Here is a 20,289-nt window from a genome sequence, read left to right as displayed (position 1 = left end):
TCTAAGGATTTTCCACTACGATAGTTGTAGCAGAACTTACTCTTCCCGTCCGAGAGGCCCAATGAATCCGCCGACCAGCCCCACCCCAACCGCCATCGAGCAGGAAAAGTTTGAGATCCGCTTGGGAGAAGCCCTCAACCGAGCAGGACTGCTCACCCCCGCCCAACTGGCTCAGGCCATGTGGGAAAAGGCCGACAACCCCTTGATGTTGGGGGAGCTGTGTATGCAGCACGGCTGGGTTGCCCCCCGAGATCTCTACCCATTGATTCCGGTCGAACTGGTGCGCATCGGCGAGATCTTGATGCTGCATGGGTATCTGGAGCTGGAGCACATCCATCAGGCTCTGATTCAGCAGCGGCAGCACCCGGAGCGCAAGCTGGGGGAGATCTTGGTGCAGCAGGGCTGGGTGCAACCCCACTGGTTGGAATGGGCCTTGGACAAGCAACAGCGGCTGCGGCGCCAGAAAGGAGCTGCCAACAGTTGGGAAGTGATGGTGGAGCAGTGGTCCACCATTCCCGATCAGCCCCCTCTTTACGTCTCACCTCTACAGGTAGCCCAAGAGACCTACAGAGTTACCCAGCAGTACAAAGCCCAGCTGGAGCGCTACCAAGAGCAAATTGCCATCTTAGAAGCGCAACTGGAGCAGCAGCGGCAGCAGCAACAGCTCCTGGTCGAACAATCGCTGCAGCAGGTTGCCGACCATCAAGCCCGCCAGCAGGAACAGCAGCAGCGCATTGCCCAATTGGAAGCCCAAATTCAACAGGAGACAGAACAACAAAAGGCTGCCCAACAGCGCATTCGGGAACTGGAGGAGCAACTCCAAGCCCAGCAAACTCAGGGATCCGCGCAACTGCAAGCCGCCCAAGCAGAGCTGGAGACCCTGCGGCGCCGCTGCCACGAGTTGACAGAATGGCAATCTCAGGCCAAACACCAGCTGCAAAAGCTGGGATCCCAACTGCAGGAGCAGCAGAAGATACAGCAGGCTCAGGCACAGCAGCTCCAAGAGCAGGCCCACCTGCGTCATGCTCTGCAGCAAATGGAAGCCCAAGTGGCTGCCCTGAACCAGTCGCTGCAGGAGCACCAACACCAACTCCAACTGGCCCAGTCTACGAAGCAGCGCTTAACTGCCGACCTGGCCCACGTTCGCCAAGAAGCTGCCGAGGCCACCCACCGCCTGCAAGTGCAGCTCCAAGAAACCCAAGCCCAACTGCGAGAAACTCAAGATCGCTTGCAGCAAGCCCAAGCCCAAGTGAGCCAGCTCCAGGCCCAACTGCAGGCGGCTCAAGCGGAAAACCGTGCTCTAGCCGCAGCGGTAGCCGAAGCCCGGCGAACTTCCCCACCTGCAGCTGCACCGACCCCAGCTTCGGAGAAAGCCCGGCCAGAGGCAGAGGATCTCAAGACCCTGACCGTAGCCGACTGGGCAGCCGAGCTGAGTGCCCCAGAAAGCGAATTGCCCCCGCAGCAGTATTTGGGGGAAGAGGACTTGGAAGCCTTGCAGCGGGCCACCCCCTGGGTACAGCGGGTATTGACCCAATTGCGGGCGGCTGGCCTGATCGACAATGCCGGCATCGAAACCGTCATTCACGCTTGGGAAAAGGAAGGGGGCACTTTCACAGATGTGCTGGCCCACCACAGCGGCCTCAAGCCGGAGACCGTCAAATTTTTCAGCGAAGGGGGCTACTCTGTTCAACTGGCGGGGGGACGCCACGTGGCCGACTACCTCAAGGCTTCTGGATTGGTCAGTGCCACCCAAATCGAACAGATCCAGAAGCACCTGCCGCCAGGGGGATCCCTGTGTCAGGCCCTTGCCCAAGCCGGGATCCTACACCGGGCCACCGCTCTGTATTTCGAGCGCCACTTCGGCGGGCAAAAGCCCCGCCGCCCGCTGCGGGAAGAGCTTTAGAGGAACCATGCTCTATCGCTGACGCCAACGACCGACAAGGGATCCGAATACAGACACAAGCTGCCAACAAGATGCCAATTAGACTAGAAACTAGATAGAGACAGATCATCAGAAGCGACCGGTTTCTCACCCCTGAGAGACCCAAGTTACTCGGTAGTTGTGTCGATCTCTTCTGCTATGACTACGGAAGCTCCAACTCGACCTGCTCAGCAGTTCTCGCCCTCGAGAACCCAGGTTCGCCAGCCCTACCCCCACTTCAAGGTGATCGTCCTGGATGACGATTTCAATACCTTTCAGCACGTTACGGAATGTCTGCTGAAATACATCCCCGGCATGACTTTGCCCCTAGCGCGGCAACTGACCGTGCAGGTGGATGCCGAAGGGCAAGCAGTTGTTTGGGTCGGCCCTCAAGAACAGGCGGAGCTCTACCATCAGCAATTGCTGCGGGAGGGGTTGACCATGGCCCCCTTGGAGCCGGCCTGAAGCACCAGGCGTTCGTAGCTGCGCTCAACTGCTGCCAACAGCTCCGCTTGGCCCCAACCGGCGTAAAGGCTGCTGGCAATGGCCAGCCCACCCGCCCCCACCCCTTCCTTGACATAGCCCCGCTCGTAAGCCTGTAGAGGCAGATAGCGGCTATTGGCAAAGCTCAGTTGGGTGGCCAAAAGGGGAGCAACCCCCAACAACTCTGCCAAGGCCACCGTATTGCCCGAGGGATCCTCTGCCACCCAGCGGGTGGTTCCCACAACCACGTTCTCTGGGGGCCAAGGGATCCCCTGCTCTTCCCCCCAGCGCTGCATCAAGGCCAGCACCGCCAACATTTGGGTTCCCCCTGCCAGCAGCACCGCTCCCCGTTGCGCTGCGCCCATCGCCAACCCGGCCACAAAGGGCTGCATGGGATCCCCCACTGCCGCCACCACCTCAGCAGCAGAAGCTCCCCTTGGCAGACGGGCCAATCCCTGCCGGGCCAAGGCCAGCTTTTGGGCGTGGTTGCAGACCGGGTGGCTGCTGTTTACCATGCCCTCTGCTGCCCACCCCAGTCCCAACAACACCGCCAGCGCCGTGGTGGTGCCCCCTGCCACACACTCCCCAATCACACAGTAGCCTTGCTCCAGCCGGGATCCGCGGTCGTACCCTTCTTGCCAAAGGGATCCCACCTGCTCCAAAGACAGAGCCTGTCCTGTGCTCAAGCAGCGGGCCACTCCCCCAGAGCTCACCATTTCTGCCCCCGGCAAAGGTTCCGGCAAGCCACAATCGAACACTCGGCACGGGATCCCCAACTCCCTCAGGATGGCGCAGCTGATCACCACCGGAGAAGGATAGCCATCCGGAGAGGTGGGCAAGCGGTGAGAATGGCCCGCCAGCAACACTTCGCCATCGGCAAGAGCTGTGTAGCGACGCAAGGAGGGGGTAGCGCCGGCAGCCGAAATGCCCGGAACAAGAGCCGTTTCGGTAAACCCCAAGCAGGCCAGAAACAGAGGTCGGGATCCCTGCACCCGTTCGCACCACCGCCGGGCCACAGCCGGCTGAGTGTAAGCCTTAACGCAAGGAAACGGAAGCATACCGGACACCGAGGCAAACAAGCCAGAGTCTATCCTGAGCCAGAAGGGCGGGATCCCGTACTCGCAGGAGGGGTTGCCTCCTGCTGAGGCAATCGGATTCGGATAGGATGGGTATACCCAATGCAGTTTATTCAGGGCAAACGGAAGGCCATGAGCTTCTTCGACTCTGAGATCGTCCAAGAGGAAGCCAAGCAACTGTTTCAGGATTTCCAAAACCTGATGCAGCTTGGTCAACGGTACGGCCAATTCGACCGAGAAGGCAAAAAAATCTTCATCGAACAGATGGAGGAGTTGCTGGAGCGCCAGCGCATTTTCATGAAGCGGCTGGAACTCTCCGACGACTTTATGGCTCAAATGACCATCAAACAACTGCAAACTCAGCTTGGGGGGTTTGGGCTCTCCCTGACCCAAATGTTTGACCAGATGCACCAGACCCTAGAGCGCATGAAAGCTGAGGCAGACGCTGAGCGTTGACCCCCAAGAACGACCTACACGAAGGGATCATGTCTTCTTCCCGCCAGACCCGCAACCAGAAATTGATTCTGGAGGTGCTAGAGCAGCAGTCGCAGCCCCTTTCGGCGCAAGAGATCTTTCTGGAGTTGCGCAATGCCAACCACACCGTCGGTCTGGCCACGGTTTATCGAGTTTTGGATGCTCTGCGCAATGAGGGCAAGCTGCAGGCGGTCAACTTGGGAGACCAGCAGACCTACTACCAGGTTCTGCCCAGCAATGGCCACAACCGCCACCACCTGATCTGCACCGAATGTCGGCGGGTGGTGCCTTTGCCCGATTGTCCGGTGGAAGATTTGGAGGCACAGCTTTCCAGTCAGTACCAATTCGCGATCGAGTACCATGTGCTTGACTTCTACGGCGTCTGTGCACAGTGCCGTGGAGGAGTTGGGCCAAGCCCGGATTCACAGCGTTCCTCTCTTCTCAAGGCCAAGCCCAAATGATGAGCTATCTCTGGACGGTGTTGATCGGGCTGGCTGGCGCCCTGATCGGGGTCAAGCTGAGGCTTCCGGCAGGAGCGCTGGTGGGCTCCATGGTGGCGGTGGGTCTGGTGAATGTTTGGGGAGCGATCCCGATTCCCGCTCCCCCAGCCGGGATTCGCTTTGCCATGCAGGTGGTATTGGGCATCCTCTTGGGTACCAAGCTCACTGCCGATACGCTTTTGGCCCTGAAAGATCTGTGGCGACCAGCCCTGCTCTGTACAGTGATTGCGGTGGGCACGGGGGTCTTGTCGGGGTACCTGATCTCCCGTTGGCTGGGGATCGAGCGCTTGACTGCCATCTTGGGCACAGCTCCAGGAGGCATTTCCGACATGAGCCTGATAGCCCTGGACATGGGAGCCCAAACCAGCACAGTGGTGGTCATGCACTTGGCACGCCTGATCAGTGTCGTCGTGGTCGTCCCCTGGGTGGTGCGACTGCTCGTTCAGCCGGGCACGAGTTAGCTAGACCGCCGGGAAGCCCCGCCCTCTGTGCATCAGCATGAGTGCCGGAGTATGTCACGAAAGTCCTCGGAGCAGAGACGGTGGGTGGGTTAGACTAAGGGCGATACAGAACTTAACAACTGAACCGCTGCCTTGGAACTTTCCCCTTCTCCCCCCACCTGCCATGCCGACGCTGCCGGATCCCCTTGGAGCGCTGCTCTCCGTTCTGCAGATGGCTCTTTGGGCAATGTCTCCTCTGGCCAAGGCGATTGGTGGCCTCTACAGCTGCATTGGCAGGGGGAGCCAGACCCGGTACAGCCTAAGCTGGTGCAGGTGGATCCCGTGCTGCGCTTGCTGCTTTTGGGGGATGGCTTTACCACCCGTAATCTTGCTGCCTTGATCCAAGAGCCGATTCAGGCTCATCTGCTGGACACGGGCCGGGTTGATTTACAGGCAGAGCAGGGCACTGCCCCCAAGCCTATGCAACGGCTGGCCAGAGATTTGGGGCGGCTGGGATCCCCTTTGATGCGGCGGCGGGTTTGGCTGTGCGGAGTAACCTCTCAACAGCCCTTGCTCTATGCCACCTCTTGGTGGAACTCTGAACATTTGGCCCAATACTTGCCCCATCCCGATCGGCCCATTGGCCAAAATCTGATCCAAGAAAAACTGGAGACCTTTCGCGAGCTGCGCGGCCTTTACCACGGCGAGGCAGACCCGGTTGCCCGGCTGCTGCAGTGTCCCGGTCCCTTCTGGGCTAGGCATTATCTTTTGTTGCACAGGGGCCAGCCTTTGACCGTCATCTACGAGGTGTTTTCTCCACGGCTGGCCGCAAGGGCCCTGTCCCGCTAGCGCGACGGAGACCTCCAACGGCGCACGGCTGCGGTGATGGCGGCTGCCACCTGCGGATCTGATTGGGCGCTGGCGGAGATGCGCTGATAGTCCTCCTAAGGTTAGAGAGGCTGCCTGGCCAAGAGCTAAGACACGTAAACCCCTGTTAGAGGCGCGCTCAGGGCTTCTTCCAACTCTGCCAGGCCAAGACGACGCTCCAGGATATCCATCACCTCGCGGCCAAAATCATGGGGGTTGCGATCCCAGGCTTCCAGACACACTTCCCCAAAAAAGGATCCCAGGGGTTCTGGGTTCCAGAGCAGTTTGCGCGCCGTCCAAGGAGTCATGTGCATGGGGTTAAAGCGGTCGTCGATAACACCGATTTTGCGGGCAAAATCTTCCAGGTGGGTGTGGGGTTGCAGGCCGATGAAGAAGATGGCCGGCTCAACTTTGTCGCGACCAAAGATGGCTTCCAGCTCGCGATGGTACCGTACTGTTTGCCGAATGGTTTCCGGTCGCTCGTCGATAACATTAAAGGAGTAATTGACCGAAACCAGGTCGTTAAATCCTGCCTGTTTGAGGTAGCGGCAACTCTCCAGTACCGTGCGCAGGTTATAGCCCATGCGCATTTTGCGCACCAGCTCCTGGGATCCGCTGGTGATGCCGATCTCGAAGTAGCTCATGCCAGTTTTCACCATGAGCTCGGCCAGCTTTGGGGTGAGGTTGTCGGCCCGAATATAGGCAGCCCAACGAATATCGGTCATGCCGGCATCAAGGATTTTCTGCAGCAATTCCTCCGCATCCTCAATGTAGCGGCGGGCAGGGATAAACTGGGCATCGGTAAACCAAAAGTTTCGCACTCCTCGCTCGTACAACTGCATCATTTCTCGGATCACCTCATCCACAGGGTTGAGGCGCACCTGCTTGCCTTCGATGACGGTGTAGATGCAGTAGCAGCAGTTGTGGGGGCAGCCGCGCTTGGTTTGTACCCCAATGTAAAAGTCGCCCCCTTCTAAGTAGTAGTCAATTTCCGGCCAAATGGCGGTGATGTAGGTGTAATCACAGGCGGTTTTTTGCAGAGGTTGAGGCGGCTCGTGGATCAAACCTGGGCGAGGTTGCTCCAGCTTGGCCCGATAGCAGCGCTCTGTGGCTAGGCTTTGCCCTTGGATGACTTTTTCCAGCAGCGTTTCTCCTTCCCCCACCGAGATGATGGTGCCTTGGGGCAGGTAGCGGCCCAATTGTTCGTAGAAGACGCTGACTGCCCCACCCCCCAACACCGCTTCAGCGTGAGGTTTGTAGCGCCTGGCTCTGCGGATCCCCTGCCAGACCAGCCGGGTGTTGCGCCAAATCTCGCCATAGTAGGCCAGCACCAGCCTGAGGCTATTCAGGGATCCCCGCAATTTTTTCAGGGGGTTGCGGGCGTAGAAAAACTCAAAAGAGTGTTGCAACAGGTTGCCGGCCCGCCCGTTCACCGGCGCATAGACTTGAATATCCCGCCAAGAGAAAACCAGCAAATCCGGCTGAAACTGATCAATTTGCTCCAGCATGCGGCGGCGAAAATCCAAGGGCGGGAAGGTGCCCATATCGAAAATGCGCTGCTCAACTTGGGGGAACAGCTTGTGGACATGATCGGCCAAATAAACCACCCCAATGGGAAAGATGGGGTTGCAGGGCAGCCGCACATAGAGGATTTTTTGAATCTTCAGGTTCGAGGCCATACAACCTGAGAGCTTACTTCACATCTCTTCACTCACTCTAGTCGGTTTTTGAGGGGCGCGGCGGCAGGGATCCAAAAGGGACAAAGATAAGCTAAAGCTGAAGCAACCAGCAGGGTCGGACCTGAGGAGGGGATATGGCTCCAGAGCGTCCAATTTGGCACAGTCGCTATCGGCCAGAGCGGCGATTGAGCAAGCGCAGCGGCAGACACACCTACCTGGCTCAGGATTTGCTCACCTCGGAACAGATGGTGATCAAGCTGCTGCTCTTTGGGCCAGACTTCGATTGGGCCGACCTGAAGCTGTTCGAGCGGGAAGCCCAGATCCTGCAGACCCTCTCCCATCCAGCCATTCCCCAATACCGCGACCACTTCGAGATCAGCCTAGAAGGAGGACGGGGCCTGGCCCTGGTGCAAACCTACATCGACGCCCCCTCTTTGCAAGAGTGGATGGAGCAAGGGCGGCGCTTTGCCGAGCCGGAGGTGCGGGATCTGGCGCAAAAGCTGCTGCGCATTCTCGTCTACCTGCACGAACTCCATCCCCCCGTCATTCACCGAGATCTCAAGCCCAGCAACATTCTCTTGGGATCCGACCAGCAGGTGTATCTGGTGGACTTTGGTTCGGTTCAGGCGGCTGCCCCCCGGGAGCAGGGATCCTACACCGTGGTGGGGAGCTACGGCTACATGCCCCTAGAGCAATTTGGCGGCAGAACCGTGCCCGCTTCCGATCTCTACAGCTTAGGTGCCACCCTAATCCACCTGCTCACCGGCCAACACCCGGCGGATCTGCCCCAGGAGGGAGCCCGGATTGTGTTCGAGCAAGCGGTGCAACTGAGCCCGCCCTTTCGCGACTGGCTGCGGTGGATGACGGAACCTGTGGTGGCGGATCGTCCTGCTTCCGCCCGGCAGGCCCTGGAGGCGCTGGAGCATTTGGATCGTCGTCCCGCCTTGATTCCCTCAGACGCAGCAGCAGTCCCTACTCGACAGCCAGCAGGCAGCCGGATTCAACTGCACAAGTCCGAACAGACCTTTCAGGTGGTGATCCCGGCCCGGCAAATCGGTGTTTTGGCGTTGCTGCCTTTCGCCATCGCTTGGAACTCCTTCATCACCTTTTTCACGATCACGTCGGTTGTGCTTGCGCCTTTTCCGGCCAATTTGGTGTTTGGCCTGTTCACCCTGCCCTTCTGGACGGCGGGGTTGGGGATGGTGGGCGGGATCCTCTACGGCCTATTCGGCAAAGTCCACCTGCAGATCGACACAGAATACATTCGCCTGGTTCACGAGGTGTTTGGCCTGAGGCTTGGCAATGTTCCCCCCAGTCGGCGATGGGATATTGACCGGCTGGAGCTGATCCCACGCCATACCCGACGGGATTCGGATGGGGATCGGGTGGAGGTAAGCCCACAGTTGAACATCTGGGCGGGCAACCACAAGTACGAGCTAAAAGATCTGCAGGAGCCGGAGTTGGAGTGGCTGGCCGTGGAGCTAAGCCGTTGGCTGCAGATCCCAGTTGAACGGCAAAAGGTGTAGTCGTTAGGTTTTTTGCATTTAGTTATGATAAGGACAGTTTTTGGGTAAGGTCTGATGAGTTATCTTGCTGCAGATCACAGCAAATAAAATAGCAAAAAATTATAGCTTTCCTGAAAACAGAATCCAGATCCACATCGGCAAAGAGGCAGGATGCAAACAGTTTATCCAAGGCCTGCTGTAATAGCTCGCTCTGGATCCCCGTGGCGCTACCTCCCAAAAAGATATGGAAAATGATACACCAGAGATTCCATCGCTGGAGTTGCTTGGGAGTTTGGGAAAGACCCTGACTTAGAGCATCTTATCCTTGACTCAACTGTCGTTCGTGCTCACCCCTGGGCAGCCGCAAAAAAAGGGGAGCAAGCTTTGGGGAGGAGTTGAGGTGGATACAGCACTCAGATCCATGTGAGTGTGGATGGTTTGGGGAAGCCGTTAGTGTTTAGAATCACAGCAGGGCAAAGCAGGATATTACCCAAGCAGAGGCATTACCAGAGAGTTGGCAAGAAGAGCATACGAAGGTGATAGGGGATAAGATTCTCAGGAATTCAGGGAGAGGATAGACAAGGGAAGGCCGGGTGCTGATTCCTTCTAAGAGGAATAGGAGGGTGGTGGGAGATTTGACCGGCACGTTTACAGGGAGAGGCATTTAGTCGATAAAAGATTTTTTTGCGATTTAACACGGATTGCTATATTGGTGCTTGTGCTGAGAATTATCTGGCCAAATTGCTGTGGCTAAAGTTTAAGGGTATATGTGGCAAGCGTGGCTTCTGAGTCAGTGGGGGGTGGCACTCTGGCTCAACCTGGCTCTGGTGGTGCTGGGTCTGCTGAGCCCTCAGAAGGCTTTGACGCGAGCAGGGGTCATCCACGCGGGCCTGCTGGGCCTGCTGGTGTGGGGGGGGCTGGGGGGGCGGGGCTACGCGGTGGTAGCTGCCTATTTTTTAGTGGGAACAGCCGTAACCAAACTGGGGATCCGGCGCAAGCAGGCGCAGGGGATCGCCGAAAAGCGAGAGGGGGCGCGAGGGCCGGAGAACGTCTGGGGATCCGCTTTAACCGGGGCAGGATGTGCGCTAGGATACGCTTTCTTCCCGCATCCCCTGTGGTGGTTGGGATACAGCGCCAGCTTTGCAGCGAAATTGGCCGATACCGTCAGCAGCGAGGTGGGGAAAGCCTATGGCCGCAAGACCTTTTTGATCACCACCTTCCAGTCCGTGCCGGCGGGCACAGAAGGAGCCGTGAGCCTAGAGGGATCCCTGGCGGGGGTGGCGGCAGCGGCAGGGATGGCCGGGTTGGCCTGGGGGATTGGCGGGGAATGGGTAGGGGGAAGCCCATTTTGGCTGGGCATCTGCTGGCTGGCTGGGATCCTGGCCACCCTGGCGGAAAGCTGGATGGGAGTGGTGTTACAACCCCGTTTGGCCTGGATGACCAACGAAGTTGTAAACAGTATTCAAACAACCCTGGCCGCTCTTCTGGCGGTAGGGCTGGGATCCCTTATGGGCATCGGATCCTAGAAATAGGGTCACCATGAACTACCCCACCGTATAGGCAGATGGGGTTTCTAGTGCCCCATCCCCTTAACAGTGAGGTTTTTGTCCCTTCCTCTGTCCCAGTTGCTTCATAGACCCGCAGGTCTCTGAAGGAGTGCTGCAACATCCGAGACCAACGAGGCTGGTTCCCAACCCCGGTTGCCCGTTGACGGCAACGTTGTACATGACCATTACCGAACCACGGTCTCTATTGCCGTGCCACCGAGAACGGCCATACAAAGAAGTCAAGCCAGGAGGCTTGACCAAAAGGGGAGAAGCTCTCCCCTTTCGCTGACCAGAGCTCCCTTAGCGCAGGCCGCTGGGCTTATAGACCAGGAAGCTGAGCACTTGGCACTGCTTAATGTTGTCGAACCCCACCACGCGAATGAAACAGTTGGGGTAGGCGCTGCGGCAAGCCTGCACTTCGCTGAGCACCTCCTGGGGAGAAGTGGCGCTGAACAGGGGCAGCTTCCACAGCGTCCAATAGCGAACCGTTGGTTCAGACGATTCGTTGAACTCTATGGCCGGGATGTAGCCCTGATCCAAGATGTACTGCACCTGCTTGATGATCTGCAGATCCGTCAGCGGCGGCAGATAGGAGAGGGTTTCGTAGCGGCGCTCTTTTGGTAAGGTTTGCATGATCGGTGTCACTCCGTTTCGAGCCTAGGGTTTTGTGGGGGGGATCCCGCTTCCGGGTGGGTAACGGGTAGGGATCCTGTTGCTGAGGTGATCCGTTCTAGATGATTGCGGCGGTGCTCCATGTTGGCTTGCTGGATGCCGGCTTTGGCCATTTCCGGCAGGTAATCGACCACCTCCGCAGCAATGTGTTCACGAACGGTCATGATGCGATAGGCCAACTCAGGACGCTCAGCCAGCAAAGCCCGCAGGTAGGCTTCCCCATCCTGAAGGTTTTGCCGAGCGGAGAACTGCTGTAGCCAAAGAGCCCTGGGGGGATCTGTTTCGCTCAGTTGGGCCAGCACCGTGCGCATCGCCTGATAAGTCAGGTAGCTGATCAAGGTCTTGGCAGTGTCCTTGGCGATCTGTTTCAGATCCATTGCCGATCCAGGGAGGGAGCCAGCAGGGCAAGAGAACCGTGGGGATCCCCTGCCCCCAGCAGATCTCTAGAGGGTGTCGACGGCCTTGAACTCGAACTTGATTTCCTTCCACAGCTCGCAGGCAGCCGCCAGCTCTGGCGACCACTTGGCTGCTTCCCGGATAATGTCGTTGCCTTCGCGGGCCAGATCTCGACCTTCGTTACGAGCTTGGATACACGCTTCCAAGGCCACCCGGTTGGCGGTTGCGCCCGGCGCGTTGCCCCAGGGGTGTCCCAAGGTTCCGCCGCCAAACTGCAGCACCGAGTCGTCGCCGAAGATTTCCACCAGCGCCGGCATGTGCCAAACGTGGATCCCACCGGAAGCCACCGGCATCACCCCTGGCATGGAAGCCCAATCTTGGGTGAAGAAAATGCCGCGGGAGCGATCGGCCTCTACGTAGTTTTCCCGCATGAGATCCACAAAGCCCATCGTGATGGCGCGGTCGCCTTCCAACTTGCCCACCACCGTCCCAGAGTGCAGGTGGTCGCCACCGGACATGCGCAAACACTTGGCCAACACCCGGAAGTGGATGCCATGGTTTTTCTGCCGGTCGATCACCGCGTGCATGGCCCGGTGAATGTGCAGCAGAATGCCGTTATCCCGGCACCACTTGGCCAAGCTGGTGTTGGCAGTGAAGCCAGCTGTCAAGTAGTCGTGCATGATGATAGGGGCGCCCAACTCCTTGGCAAACTCGGCCCGCTTGAACATCTCTTCGCAGGTGGGCGCCGTCACGTTCAAATAGTGGCCCTTGATCTCGCCGGTTTCCGCTTGGGCCTTGTGGACAGCCTCCATCACGAACAAGTAGCGATCCCGCCAGCGCTGGAAGGGCTGGGAGTTAATGTTTTCGTCATCTTTGGTGAAGTCCAGGCCGCCCCGCAGAGCTTCATACACGGCCCGCCCGTAATTTTTGGCAGAAAGGCCCAACTTGGGTTTGATGGTGCAGCCCAGCAGCGGACGGCCATACTTATTCAACTTATCCCGCTCCACCTGAATGCCGTGGGGAGGGCCTTGGAAGGTTTTCAGGTAGGCCACCGGGATCCGCACATCTTCCAGCCGCAGCGCCTTTAGGGCCTTAAAGCCAAAAACGTTGCCCACAATCGAGGTGAGCATGTTGGTCACCGAGCCTTCCTCGAACAGATCCAGCGGATAGGCGACGAAGCAGAAGTACTGGTTCTCTTCGCCGGGAACCGGCTCGATGTCATAGCAGCGGCCTTTGTACCGATCCAAGTCGGTAAGCAAATCGGTCCATACCGTTGTCCAGGTGCCCGTCGAAGACTCAGCCGCCACGGCTGCCCCCGCCTCTTCGGGAGGAACGCCCGGCTGAGGAGTAACCCGGAAACAGGCCAAGACATCGGTATCCTTGGGTGTGTAGTCGGGAGTGTAATAGGTGAGTCGGTAATCCTTCACACCGGCTTGATAGCCGCTTTTGGATTGGGTTGCTGAGTAGGCCACGTTGATCTCCCTCTGAACGAATTACAGAACCAGAAAATGCCCTTCACGGATGCAACCAAGAGGAAAAACTCAGGGCCAAAACTCGAGACCGCCGAGTTTCCGTGAATAAGACCGCCCCACGACCATGAGGCCAAAGTTGGGCCTTAAGACACTCTTCATCCCAGGGAATGGAAGCCCCAAACCCTTCTTTTCGAGTGCCTTCAATTGCTAGCTTGGACTCCCTGGACTTGCAAATCCAGTAGAAAGATTTTTATACAGTGCCTAAGCTAGAATCTCGGCAAACACAACTCTATATTGGTTTAATCCTAAGCTATCATCCGCAATAGTGGGCTGAACATTACTTTCTTTATGAGTTTGATTAGTTTGGTTAAAGTGAGTCCCGTTGCTGCCTGCCGAGAATACAGATTTCTTTGGCTTTCTTAATATCCTTCGGGTGGGATCCCCGGCCAAAACCAAAAGCTCCCTTCTTTGAGGGAGCGGAGCAAGTCCACCCACAGGATCTGGAGGGTCAAGAAACGGCTGCCAGGGTTGGCTGGGGTCTCTTGCTGATCACTTGGTCGATGAGGCCGTACTCTTTGGCTTGTTCTGGGGTCATGAAGTTGTCGCGGTCGGTATCTCGTTCGATGCGCTCTAGAGGTTGACCGGTGTGGTAGGCCAGCAAGCTATTGAGGCTGTTTTTGATGAAGAGGATCTCTTTGGCCTGAATTTCAATATCGGTAGCTGGCCCCTGAGCTCCACCAAGGGGTTGGTGGATCATGATGCGGGCGTGGGGAAGGGCAATGCGCTTGCCTTTGGTGCCCCCTGCCAGCAGAAAGGCTCCCATGCTGGCAGCCAAACCAATGCAGATGGTGGAGACATCCGGCTGAATGTGCTGCATGGTGTCGTAAATGGCCATGCCAGCATAGACAGAGCCGCCGGGGGAGTTGATGTAGAGGTAGATGTCTTTTTCAGGGTCTTCGGACTCCAAGTAGAGCATCTGGGCCACAATCAGGTTGGCAATGTCGTCGTCCACCTGGGTGCCCAAGAAAATGATCCGATCCCGCAAGAGACGCGAGTAAATGTCAAAGGCGCGCTCGCCTCGCGCAGATTGCTCAATAACGGTGGGAATCATGCCAGTCCAAGCGATGGGTCAGTTCTTAACTAGTGTAGTCTAAGCCACTGGATGGATGCTTTGCTTAGGACGGCTCACCGGCCTTGCTCGGTACCGGGCTCGACGGGGTGTGAGCCGGCTAGAACAGCAAGGAGACGGGGTGGTTATAGCGGGATCCCTCTTCTTCTGGGATGTGGAACGGGTCTGAGGTGTGGCTCTTTGTGATGTGGTGAGGTGAAGCCAAGATGGACGTGATCCCAGATGAACCGATTGTGATTGCCAGCCTGCTGAGCCTGGCTTTGCTGGGGATCTTGATTCTGAACTTGGCAGGGCGTGGGTCTGGGGATGCAGATTAAAAGGTTGACAAGCTTACTTATCCTTCTTTAGGATTAGGATCGCCTTGTCGGAGAGCGCCCCCATCGTCTAGAGGCCTAGGACACATCCCTTTCACGGATGCGACAGGGGTTCGAATCCCCTTGGGGGTATTGGGTCAGAGTTATAAGATGAAGCCGTCAACAGGGGATCCCTGGCAGCGGTGACACCTTACTCAGACTTTACTCAGAGAGGCTTTGCCGCCACAAACCACTCCAGATACAAGCTGGGAGAGCGGGTCATCTGGGATCCCCATACAAGCGGCATGGGCAGCCAGCCAACTGCCACTCCGTCGAGGGGGAGCCCTATTCCACCCTTACTCCTCAACAGGGGAAAAATCTCCAAAGCAGCGGCCTAGAAGGTTAGGCTTAGTTGTCCAATCGGCTACGGCTTGGGTTTGAGCAGACCTAGGGCCTGCCAGGATCAGGTGCTGGCCACCAGAGCTTCAGCCGGCGTGGCGGCGACCAACAGCTCATCTTTGATAAGCTCTGCCAGCTCCTGCAGTTGGCGAATCGCCTCTGCCCCTTCCAATTTCATAAGCTCCCGGTCATCCCGCATTTCTGTCCAGCTAATGGAGCATTCGGAAACCAAAAAGCGGATTAGGTGCCCCTCTCGTAAACTGACCATAAACGAGGCACTCTCGAAAGACGTACCACAGGTGTAGCAAGAGGCTGGGTAGCCCCGCTTCTCCAAAACGATGGCCAGGGCCTGCAAACTCATCACCAGATCTTGAACATAGCTGCGGTATTGTTCCGCCAACCGTGTGAACATCACACTCCTCCCTAACGGATTGGCACTTTTGGGGCTTAGCCTAGCTGCAAATGACCTAACTAGTAATTTATGCTTAGGGCTAGGATTACATCTATCATAACAATCGACAACCCCTCAAGGAAGTGATTAAGGCCACAGAGTGGGCAAAGTCTACTTCAGGGAAATGTAGTATTCAACACTTCTCTTAACAGGGACATCAAAATTTACCTCGAGTCAATGCTCTTATCTATCGGGATCCTCACCCAGTGCTTGGCCCAGTCTTTTCTCAAAATGGCTCAGGGCTGCTCGTGTCAGCAGGACAGTTGCCTCAAAGCTTTCTCTTGCAAGGGTCTCACCGATCGCGAAGTAAGACGCGGTCTTTTGACAAGAGACCGGCGGGAGTGTCAAGTGGGCCAAGGCTTGCAGACGAATGCAGATCAAGGTGGGTTCCCGCCCGATTATGCTGAGAAAATTCTCGGCATGGACAATTGAGAAGGAACGGCTCGATGCTGACACCTGTTGATCTGGAGAAACGAGTGGCTTATTTGCAGAGTCCCCAAGCCATTCGGGATCGCTGTCAGTTGCTATTGGAAAGGGTTTTGGCCGATGAATCAGAGCACTTTCGCCTCGACCTGAATCGGATGGGATCCGTAGCCGACTATGTGATCACCACAATGCGGGCCCATTATCCCAACGGGGAAATTCCCTTCCACAGCCGCTGGCAACATTTTCAGGTGGGATCCGGGGAGCGCCTAACCCGTCTGGAAAATCGACTTAAAGACATGGATCCGCTGGAGCGGCTGCGATGCAAGTGGGATCTGGCCATCGTCAGCGTGTTGCTGGACGCAGGCGCAGGCTCTGCCTGGAAGTACTGGGATCCAGAAAGTCAGACGGTGGTGGGTCGTTCCGAAGGTTTGGCCTTGGCCAGTTTCGACTGGTTCTGGCAAGGTGGGTTTTCCAGCGATCCCCAGCAGCCTCTGCAGGTGGATGCGGCGGGCCTGGAGCGGATCACCTTGGCGGATTTGGCAGCAGCTTTCCAGGTGGGGCCGGAAAATCCTTTACTGGGACTGGAGGGGCGCTGGCAACTGCTGCAAAGGTTGGCACAAACTTTGCGGGCTCAACCTCATTACTTTGGATCTGGTCACAATCTTCCTCGTCCAGGCCGGTTGTGGGAAGCAATCCAACCCGAGGATCCCAGCCGTGGGATCAAAGCAGCACAGGTCTTCCAGGCAGTTCAGAGGGGGTTTAGCTCCATTTGGCCTGGGCGAGTCTCGCTGGCCGGGATCCCTCTGGGGGATGTCTGGCCCTATCCCCACCTGCCCCAAACGGAGCCGGGGAGCCATTGGGTGCCTTTTCACAAGTTGTTGCAATGGATGACCTATTCCCTGCTGGAGCCGTTGCAGCAGGAGGGGATCCCAATCGGGGGTTTGGATGAGCTGACGGGTTTGGCGGAGTATCGCAACGGGGGGCTGTTTGTGGATTTGGGGGTGATCCAGCTCAAGCAGCCGGAGATTGGGCAGCAACCGCATCCCCCAGATTCGACGGTGATTGTGGAGTGGCGAGCCCTGACGGTGATTTTGCTGGATCAAGTTGCCTCCTTAATCCGGGAAAGGCTTGGCTGCTCTGCCCAGGAGTTGCCCCTGGTGAAAATACTGCAAGGGGGAACCTGGACGGCAGGGCGGCAAATCGCTGCCCAGCTCAGGCCAGATGCTTCTCCCCCCATCCAACTGCTCAGCGATGGCACGGTTTTTTAGGGATCCCCTTTCGAGATTCTTAAGAAGTTCTGTAATAATCTCAGGGCCAAATCAGGACGGGATCCCCAGTGCAGATGCAGGTACGAAGCGTGAAGGCGCTCGGTGGCCCATCCTTCCTGTTGAGGCTGGGCGGGGGATCCCCAGCTGTAGATTGGGCTGGGGGAGATGGGGGTGCTGCGGGAGCGGTGAAATTCATGCCCGCGCAGGCGATCCCCAGCTGGGGCCAGCAGGGTTGGGCGCAAAACGGCAGCTGCGCGGTAGCCCAAACATAGCCGGTTGGCCATGTCTACTGTGATGGGCAACAGCCCGGCCATCGGGTAGGTCTTTCCCTGAAAATCGGTAAGGGATTGGCCCAGCACCATCAGTCCGCCGCACTCGGCGTAGAGGGGTGGGTGGGTGGGCGGGGGAGGTTGTTGGTTAATGCTCTCAGATAGAGGTGCTGCAAACAATTCCGGGAACCCTCCCCCCAGCAGTACGCCATCGCAGGGATCCGGCGGCCATAGCCCCACCTGGAGGGGGGAATACTCCAGCAGCTCGGCTCCACAGGCCCGCAACAGATCCAAGTTGTCGGCGTAGTAGAAGTTAAAGGCGTGGTCTTGGGCCACCGCCACCCGTACCTGTTCGCAGCGGCGGGGCGGAGTCCTTTCGGTGAGAGGGGGGATCCCTGGCCACAGCTCTCCTACCGCTGGAGGAAGCCTCCGAATGAGGGGCAATAGGCTATCCCAATTGACGTGTTGCTCGGCCAGTTCGGCCCAGGCAGCTTGCCAGTGGGGGAAGTGATCCAGTTCTGAGACAGGCACCAACCCCAGGTGTCGGCTGGGCAACCGCAAATCCTCCCGCCGGGGAAACTGGCCCAAGACTGGGATCCCCGCTGCAGCCGCTGCCTGCTGCAAGATTTGTCCATGCCGCTCCGAGGCCACCCGGTTGAAAATCACCCCAGCAATGGAGAGGCGGGGATCCCAGCGGCTCAAGCCGTAGAGCAAAGCGGCCACCGTCGTTCCCATGCCGCTGCCATCGATCACCAGCACCACAGGGATCCCGAGCAGGCGGGCCACATGGGCGCTGCTGGCAAAAAAAGGCTCCGTTCCGCCCTCGGGGAGGGGCAGGGATCCCGGCGCTCGTCCATCGAAGAGGCCCATTACCCCCTCCACAATGGCTCCATCCTTGCCCTGGCAATGGTGGCGAAAGCAGCGCTGCACAAAGTCCTCGTCGGTCAAGAAGGGATCCAAAGTGCGACAGGGGATCCCGCTCACCGCCGTGTGAAACAGAGGATCGATGTAATCCGGCCCCACCTTGAACGGTTGGATGCGCAGGCCCCGTCGCCTCAGAGCGGCCAACAGAGCCAGAGTGATGGTGGTTTTGCCGCTGCCGCTTGCTGCCGCCGCCAGCAGAATGGCCATCTTTCCTGCCCAAGGGTTAGAACTCGATGCCGATTTGCGCCTTGATCCCCTGGTCACGGAAGGGATGCTTGACCAAAGTCATCTCCGTCACCAGATCGGCTCGGTCGATCAACGCTGCCGGTGCGCCCCGCCCCGTCAAGATCAGGTGAACCCGCTCCGGTTTCTCCGCTAGCCCGGCCAACACCCTGTCCGGCGAGAGATATCCCAACTTGAGGGCGACATTGATCTCATCCAGAAGCACCAACTGAAACTCCCCGCTGGTGAACAGCTCCCGCCCCTTTTCCCAGGCCGCCTGTGCATGGGCGATGTCTCGCTCCCGGTCTTGGGTTTCCCAGGTAAAGCCCTCCCCCATGGCGTAAAAAGCTATTTTCCCCAGGCCCAGCTCTGGATGCTCGGCCAATTTCCGCAATAGCTTGGCTTCTCCTGGATCCCAGGCCCCCTTGATAAATTGCACCACCCCCACCGACAATCCCTGGCCGAGGGCGCGGAAGATCATGCCAAAGGCAGCCGTGGTCTTTCCCTTGCCCTGCCCGGTGTGTACGATGATCAAGCCCTTGTCATCTCGCATGCCCGACAGACGCTGCCGCTGCCGCTGCTGGCGTTTTTGCATTCTTTGGCGGTGCCGCCAGTTTGGGTCAGCCTCTGTGCCCGGTGAGCTATCGCAAGCAGCCTCAAGTTCTGTTGTCGAGGGGGGCAGGGGCTGGGATCCCGAAGCCGGTGCAGGCCAGCCAGACAGGGCGGGTTGGGCCATAATCATAAAAATTGAGATTCGCCACACAAGCTGAGGGAAAGGTGCTGTGCCTACGGCAGGGGAACTGCACCGCTGACGCGACTGTTAGGGCAAACTCAAGTTCCCCCACAGCAGACCGCCCCCATCCTAATCCCTCATCTGGTTGCATTGGCTGGGATCATGAGAGCATGACTCTAGTCAATAATAAGCTCAACTATACTGAAAATAATGTATAATATGTTCAGTACGGATTACTATCAGTTGATCTTTCTGTTTACTTTCGAGTCTGCCAACATGGTAGCCAAAGCAAAGCAGAAAATTGGTAGTAAGACGACACGGAAACTGCGCTTTGGGTATTCTACTCAAAGCTTTGCGGGATACCGCCATTCTGGTTGGAAACAAACAGAATGCTATCGCTGCATAGTTGAACAGTGATGTTCAGCAGTGTTCAGCGTAAATGTATCAGAACCGGCTGCTGCTTTCCGAGATAGCCTGCTAATGTACTGCTTCATCTGGGCAGTGCTGGCAATAGGGTGTTTTCAAGTCTTGCCCCGCATCCAAGTCGTATCTGCCGCCGAGTTGCAACCGTGGCTAGCGCCCAGCTACTTTGCAGGTCTGGGGGGATCCCTATTGGCAGCCTTGGGATCCCTGTTGGCCATCTCAGCCGAAACGACGCCAAATCCTGCCGACAAAAAGCATCTGCACCGCTTGGCTTGGGGATTGGGGACAGTTGGCTTTCTCGGCGTTCTCTCCCCCCTGGGCTTGGCCGGCGCATTCTTTCTCAAAGCCGCTCAGGGGACAGACTGGTGGCAGGGTCTGTTTGGCTGAAGCCGCCCACAGCTTATTTTTTTGACAAATGGGCGGAGGTTGGGGGTACTATAGGGACAAGTTCCGTTCTTTATCCAGAGCAGACTGAGGGACCAGGCCCAATGAAGCTGCGGCAACCCGGCGGAAGCCTCCGCTACGGTGCCAATTCCTGCGGTTAGTCAGTAACCGAAAGATAAAGGCAATAAAGTTTTCTCTAGAGGATAGCCCTCTTTGGCGGGGGACTTTTCTGGCAACTTTATCCTTTAGCAGCTCCCATAGCTCTGGTCGCGGCAGCGGGGCAAGGCCTTCGCGGCAGTGCTGGTGCGTCAGCGGTGCAGAACGCTTGCTGGTTGC

Annotated in this window: 19 protein-coding genes, 1 tRNA gene, 2 pseudogenes and 1 riboswitch; of the genes and pseudogenes, 13 read left to right on the top strand and 9 right to left on the bottom strand. The window is 57.7% G+C overall.

Annotation, left to right across the window (positions count from 1 at the left end; all coding sequences use genetic code 11):
- Positions 1–61: 61 nt before the first annotated feature.
- Positions 62–1,903 (top strand): hypothetical protein, encoded by a 1,842-nt coding sequence (locus tag NW828_RS00880; RefSeq protein WP_414380894.1) that lies wholly within the window; start codon positions 62–64, stop codon positions 1,901–1,903.
- 177 nt (positions 1,904–2,080) lie between these two features.
- Complete coding sequence (gene clpS / locus NW828_RS00875; RefSeq protein ID WP_011434126.1) at positions 2,081–2,386, top strand: ATP-dependent Clp protease adapter ClpS; 306 nt, start codon at positions 2,081–2,083, stop codon at positions 2,384–2,386.
- On the opposite strand, the gene cobT is transcribed toward clpS, so the two are convergent.
- On the bottom strand, positions 2,335–3,462 hold the full coding sequence (gene cobT / locus NW828_RS00870) for a nicotinate mononucleotide-dependent phosphoribosyltransferase CobT (protein WP_041436788.1): 1,128 nt from the start codon (positions 3,460–3,462) through the stop codon (positions 2,335–2,337). The two genes, clpS and cobT, sit on opposite strands and share 52 nt — an antisense overlap.
- 150 nt (positions 3,463–3,612) lie before the next feature.
- On the opposite strand from cobT, the gene NW828_RS00865 reads away from it, so the two are divergent.
- The 4 genes from NW828_RS00865 (at position 3,613) to NW828_RS00850 (ending at position 5,743) form a co-directional block, all read left to right on the top strand.
- Positions 3,613–3,936, top strand: a complete 324-nt coding sequence (locus NW828_RS00865; RefSeq protein WP_011434128.1) for a DUF1825 family protein — start codon at positions 3,613–3,615, stop codon at positions 3,934–3,936.
- A 29-nt stretch (positions 3,937–3,965) separates the two neighbouring features.
- Positions 3,966–4,415 (top strand): Fur family transcriptional regulator, encoded by a 450-nt coding sequence (locus NW828_RS00860; protein ID WP_414380893.1) that lies wholly within the window; start codon positions 3,966–3,968, stop codon positions 4,413–4,415.
- On the top strand, positions 4,412–4,915 hold the full coding sequence (locus NW828_RS00855) for an AbrB family transcriptional regulator (protein WP_414330730.1): 504 nt from the start codon (positions 4,412–4,414) through the stop codon (positions 4,913–4,915). The genes NW828_RS00860 and NW828_RS00855 overlap by 4 nt, the downstream gene beginning before the upstream one ends.
- Before the next feature lie 132 nt (positions 4,916–5,047).
- Positions 5,048–5,743, top strand: a complete 696-nt coding sequence (locus NW828_RS00850) for a chorismate pyruvate-lyase family protein (RefSeq protein WP_414380892.1) — start codon at positions 5,048–5,050, stop codon at positions 5,741–5,743.
- Between the two features lie 125 nt (positions 5,744–5,868).
- Here the strand turns inward: NW828_RS00850 and NW828_RS00845 are convergent, their stop codons facing one another.
- Entirely contained in the window at positions 5,869–7,440 is a 1,572-nt protein-coding gene (locus NW828_RS00845; RefSeq protein ID WP_414343837.1) for a photosystem II high light acclimation radical SAM protein, read from the bottom strand.
- Between the two features lie 134 nt (positions 7,441–7,574).
- Here NW828_RS00845 and NW828_RS00840 point away from each other — a divergent pair, with 134 nt between their 5' ends.
- The 3 genes and pseudogenes from NW828_RS00840 (at position 7,575) to NW828_RS00830 (ending at position 10,471) form a co-directional block, all read left to right on the top strand.
- Positions 7,575–8,966: a serine/threonine protein kinase gene (locus NW828_RS00840; RefSeq protein ID WP_414380891.1), complete on the top strand. Its 1,392-nt coding sequence runs from the start codon at positions 7,575–7,577 to the stop codon at positions 8,964–8,966.
- 98 nt (positions 8,967–9,064) lie between these two features.
- Positions 9,065–9,618 (top strand): annotated as a pseudogene (locus NW828_RS00835) (IS5 family transposase); the annotation flags it as partial.
- A 94-nt stretch (positions 9,619–9,712) separates the two neighbouring features.
- Entirely contained in the window at positions 9,713–10,471 is a 759-nt protein-coding gene (locus NW828_RS00830) for a DUF92 domain-containing protein (protein WP_414380890.1), read from the top strand.
- Positions 10,472–10,792: 321 nt separating this feature from the next.
- Here NW828_RS00830 and NW828_RS00825 read toward each other — a convergent pair whose 3' ends face one another.
- The 4 genes from NW828_RS00825 to clpP form a co-directional block, all read right to left on the bottom strand.
- Positions 10,793–11,125 carry a ribulose bisphosphate carboxylase small subunit gene (locus NW828_RS00825; protein WP_011434136.1) on the bottom strand — a complete coding sequence of 111 codons (333 nt, stop codon included), beginning with the start codon at positions 11,123–11,125 and terminating at the stop codon, positions 10,793–10,795.
- A gap of 8 nt (positions 11,126–11,133) precedes the next feature.
- Entirely contained in the window at positions 11,134–11,541 is a 408-nt protein-coding gene (rcbX, locus tag NW828_RS00820; RefSeq protein WP_011434137.1) for a RuBisCO chaperone RbcX, read from the bottom strand.
- 66 nt (positions 11,542–11,607) lie between these two features.
- Positions 11,608–13,032 carry a form I ribulose bisphosphate carboxylase large subunit gene (locus NW828_RS00815; RefSeq protein ID WP_414380889.1) on the bottom strand — a complete coding sequence of 475 codons (1,425 nt, stop codon included), beginning with the start codon at positions 13,030–13,032 and terminating at the stop codon, positions 11,608–11,610.
- 508 nt (positions 13,033–13,540) lie between these two features.
- Positions 13,541–14,143 carry an ATP-dependent Clp endopeptidase proteolytic subunit ClpP gene (gene clpP, locus NW828_RS00810; protein ID WP_011434140.1) on the bottom strand — a complete coding sequence of 201 codons (603 nt, stop codon included), beginning with the start codon at positions 14,141–14,143 and terminating at the stop codon, positions 13,541–13,543.
- Positions 14,144–14,534: 391 nt separating this feature from the next.
- On the opposite strand from clpP, the gene NW828_RS00805 reads away from it, so the two are divergent.
- Positions 14,535–14,607: transfer RNA gene (locus NW828_RS00805), tRNA-Glu, on the top strand.
- A gap of 310 nt (positions 14,608–14,917) precedes the next feature.
- Here NW828_RS00805 and NW828_RS00800 read toward each other — a convergent pair.
- Entirely contained in the window at positions 14,918–15,265 is a 348-nt protein-coding gene (locus tag NW828_RS00800; protein WP_011434143.1) for a DUF1815 family protein, read from the bottom strand.
- A gap of 485 nt (positions 15,266–15,750) precedes the next feature.
- Between NW828_RS00800 and NW828_RS00795 the strand changes: the two genes are divergently transcribed.
- Positions 15,751–16,998 carry a URC4/urg3 family protein gene (locus NW828_RS00795; protein WP_414380888.1) on the top strand — a complete coding sequence of 416 codons (1,248 nt, stop codon included), beginning with the start codon at positions 15,751–15,753 and terminating at the stop codon, positions 16,996–16,998.
- On the opposite strand, the gene NW828_RS00790 is transcribed toward NW828_RS00795, so the two are convergent.
- Together NW828_RS00790 and cobO are read right to left on the bottom strand one after the other, a co-directional pair.
- Positions 16,995–18,398, bottom strand: coding sequence for a cobyrinate a,c-diamide synthase (locus NW828_RS00790; protein WP_414380887.1), 1,404 nt, complete (start codon positions 18,396–18,398; stop codon positions 16,995–16,997). The genes NW828_RS00795 and NW828_RS00790 overlap by 4 nt on opposite strands.
- A 16-nt stretch (positions 18,399–18,414) precedes the next feature.
- Entirely contained in the window at positions 18,415–19,149 is a 735-nt protein-coding gene (gene cobO / locus NW828_RS00785; RefSeq protein WP_414380934.1) for a cob(I)yrinic acid a,c-diamide adenosyltransferase, read from the bottom strand.
- 219 nt (positions 19,150–19,368) lie between these two features.
- Here cobO and NW828_RS00780 point away from each other — a divergent pair.
- Both NW828_RS00780 and NW828_RS00775 read left to right on the top strand, forming a co-directional pair.
- Positions 19,369–19,552, top strand: a pseudogene (locus tag NW828_RS00780) (hypothetical protein); the annotation flags it as partial.
- 74 nt (positions 19,553–19,626) lie between these two features.
- Positions 19,627–19,956 carry a hypothetical protein gene (locus tag NW828_RS00775; RefSeq protein WP_414380886.1) on the top strand — a complete coding sequence of 110 codons (330 nt, stop codon included), beginning with the start codon at positions 19,627–19,629 and terminating at the stop codon, positions 19,954–19,956.
- A 67-nt stretch (positions 19,957–20,023) separates the two neighbouring features.
- Positions 20,024–20,135: riboswitch (SAM riboswitch) on the top strand.
- Positions 20,136–20,289 lie beyond the last annotated feature (154 nt).

The sequence above is a fragment of the Synechococcus sp. W55.2 genome (genome assembly GCF_047461635.1).
In the GTDB taxonomy this organism is placed as follows: Bacteria; Cyanobacteriota; Cyanobacteriia; order Thermostichales; family Thermostichaceae; genus Thermostichus.
This window is presented reverse-complemented; position numbering and strand designations above follow the sequence as displayed.

Bases quoted from the DNA above. Each gene is read 5' to 3' on its own strand.
- NW828_RS00880 (WP_414380894.1), top strand. From the start codon at position 62: ATGAATCCGCCGACCAGCCCCACCCCAACCGCCATCGAGCAGGAAAAG.
- clpS (WP_011434126.1), top strand. From the start codon at position 2,081: ATGACTACGGAAGCTCCAACTCGACCTGCTCAGCAGTTCTCGCCCTCG.
- cobT (WP_041436788.1), bottom strand. From the start codon at position 3,462: ATGCTTCCGTTTCCTTGCGTTAAGGCTTACACTCAGCCGGCTGTGGCC.
- NW828_RS00865 (WP_011434128.1), top strand. From the start codon at position 3,613: ATGAGCTTCTTCGACTCTGAGATCGTCCAAGAGGAAGCCAAGCAACTG.
- NW828_RS00860 (WP_414380893.1), top strand. From the start codon at position 3,966: ATGTCTTCTTCCCGCCAGACCCGCAACCAGAAATTGATTCTGGAGGTG.
- NW828_RS00855 (WP_414330730.1), top strand. From the start codon at position 4,412: ATGATGAGCTATCTCTGGACGGTGTTGATCGGGCTGGCTGGCGCCCTG.
- NW828_RS00845 (WP_414343837.1), bottom strand. From the start codon at position 7,440: ATGGCCTCGAACCTGAAGATTCAAAAAATCCTCTATGTGCGGCTGCCC.
- NW828_RS00840 (WP_414380891.1), top strand. From the start codon at position 7,575: ATGGCTCCAGAGCGTCCAATTTGGCACAGTCGCTATCGGCCAGAGCGG.
- NW828_RS00830 (WP_414380890.1), top strand. From the start codon at position 9,713: ATGTGGCAAGCGTGGCTTCTGAGTCAGTGGGGGGTGGCACTCTGGCTC.
- NW828_RS00825 (WP_011434136.1), bottom strand. From the start codon at position 11,125: ATGCAAACCTTACCAAAAGAGCGCCGCTACGAAACCCTCTCCTATCTG.
- rcbX (WP_011434137.1), bottom strand. From the start codon at position 11,541: ATGGATCTGAAACAGATCGCCAAGGACACTGCCAAGACCTTGATCAGC.
- clpP (WP_011434140.1), bottom strand. From the start codon at position 14,143: ATGATTCCCACCGTTATTGAGCAATCTGCGCGAGGCGAGCGCGCCTTT.
- NW828_RS00800 (WP_011434143.1), bottom strand. From the start codon at position 15,265: ATGTTCACACGGTTGGCGGAACAATACCGCAGCTATGTTCAAGATCTG.
- NW828_RS00795 (WP_414380888.1), top strand. From the start codon at position 15,751: ATGCTGACACCTGTTGATCTGGAGAAACGAGTGGCTTATTTGCAGAGT.
- NW828_RS00790 (WP_414380887.1), bottom strand. From the start codon at position 18,398: ATGGCCATTCTGCTGGCGGCGGCAGCAAGCGGCAGCGGCAAAACCACC.
- cobO (WP_414380934.1), bottom strand. From the start codon at position 19,149: ATGGCCCAACCCGCCCTGTCTGGCTGGCCTGCACCGGCTTCGGGATCC.
- NW828_RS00775 (WP_414380886.1), top strand. From the start codon at position 19,627: ATGTACTGCTTCATCTGGGCAGTGCTGGCAATAGGGTGTTTTCAAGTC.